Genomic DNA, 1,148 nt, shown 5'->3' with positions numbered 1-1,148 from the left:
GACGGCTTCCACCTTCCCCGATACGTCAGTCGCCAGCGGCACCACATCCGCACGCAGTTTGCCGTCGCGGGTCTGCGGTGCGTAGGTGTAGTAGAGGTAGAGCTGCCAGAGGACAAGCGCGGCGCCCAGTACTGCTGCCAGGGTCACCAGCGGGCGTAGCACGCGGAGTGGGGTGGGACGAGTCATGCGGTCCTCATGGGGTGGTCAGTAGCTGCAGGCCGTGAAACAGCCCGCCAGTCAGCAACAGGTAAAGGGCGGTGTCGAACAGGGGGCGCTGGGCGACGAGTCGGTAGGCGCCGGTCCAGGCAAGTAGTCGAGACAGGCCCAGGCGCAGGACGAAGGCTGCGATCAGGCACAACAGCAAGGGCGAGATGTACAGGCCGTCGAGGTTGATTTCACCGATCATCACGCGGGCTCCAGTCGGCGGCGTTGGGGAACAGGCGCAGGCGCAGCCAGGTCAGGGGGCGTAGCTGTCGGCTGTCGTGGCGCTGCCAGGCTGCGTCCAGGCCGGCGTCCAGCTGGCCGAGCAAGCGGCGTCGTGTCTGCTCGTCACGCGGCAACGGGTGCTGCCACAGCTCGCTCGTCAGGACGGCAGGTTCCTGGCCGTTGGCACTGGCCAGGCGCAGTCTGGCCAGATTGATTCCGGCCTCCAGGCGGGCAAGCAGGTTGGGGATTTCTGCCCCCTGGCCGATGGCGGCAAGCCGGGGACCCTGAGCGGTGATGCGATCCAGCGTGGTGTTCTGGAAGCGCGCCAGCTCCTGCTCGTTCACGTGAGCGTTGAGGCGCTGCAACGCCCGCCTGTCCTGGCGCTCCAGGCGATCGAGAATGGGCTGTGCGCCCCAGCGGCGGAAGAGGGCCGCGCACATGAAGGCGCAATAGACGCCGACCAGCGTGCCGCAGGTGCTTTCCAGAAAGAAACCGAGGTCATACGGCGCGTAGTGTCCCTGGAAGTTGATGCTGCTCAACGACAGCGCGATGGCCAGCGTCGCCAGTGGGTTGATGGCCGCCCAGGCGCCCAGGGGCAGGAGAAACAGCGCCATGACGAGCAGGAAGCTGGTGTAGTCGCTGGCCAGAGGCAGCAGCACATAGCCGAGCACGAAGCCCAGCCCCATGGCGATCAGGGCGAAGCGGCCGAAGTGACTGATGGC

The 1,148-nt window shown here is 66.6% G+C and carries 2 protein-coding genes and 1 pseudogene; all 3 read right to left on the bottom strand.

Annotation, left to right across the window (positions count from 1 at the left end):
- Positions 1-186: pseudogene (locus J0A65_RS23725) on the bottom strand (hypothetical protein); the annotation flags it as partial.
- Positions 187-193: 7 nt separating this feature from the next.
- Positions 194-406 carry a DUF1656 domain-containing protein gene (locus tag J0A65_RS23720; protein ID WP_037048255.1) on the bottom strand — a complete coding sequence of 71 codons (213 nt, stop codon included), beginning with the start codon at positions 404-406 and terminating at the stop codon, positions 194-196.
- Positions 396-1,148 (bottom strand): FUSC family protein (locus J0A65_RS23715; RefSeq protein WP_206596739.1); only part of this gene is annotated, 753 nt, incomplete at its 5' end. The genes J0A65_RS23720 and J0A65_RS23715, both read right to left, overlap by 11 nt.

The sequence above is a fragment of the Bowmanella yangjiangensis genome (assembly GCF_017255015.1).
GTDB lineage: Bacteria > Pseudomonadota > Gammaproteobacteria > Enterobacterales > Alteromonadaceae > Bowmanella > Bowmanella yangjiangensis.
Note: the sequence above shows the minus strand (reverse complement) of the source record. Positions and strands in the feature narration are given on the sequence as shown.

What these genes read in the sequence shown, in the direction of transcription:
- J0A65_RS23720 (WP_037048255.1), bottom strand. Translation starts at nt 406, where the DNA reads ATGATCGGTGAAATCAACCTCGACGGCCTGTACATCTCGCCCTTGCTG.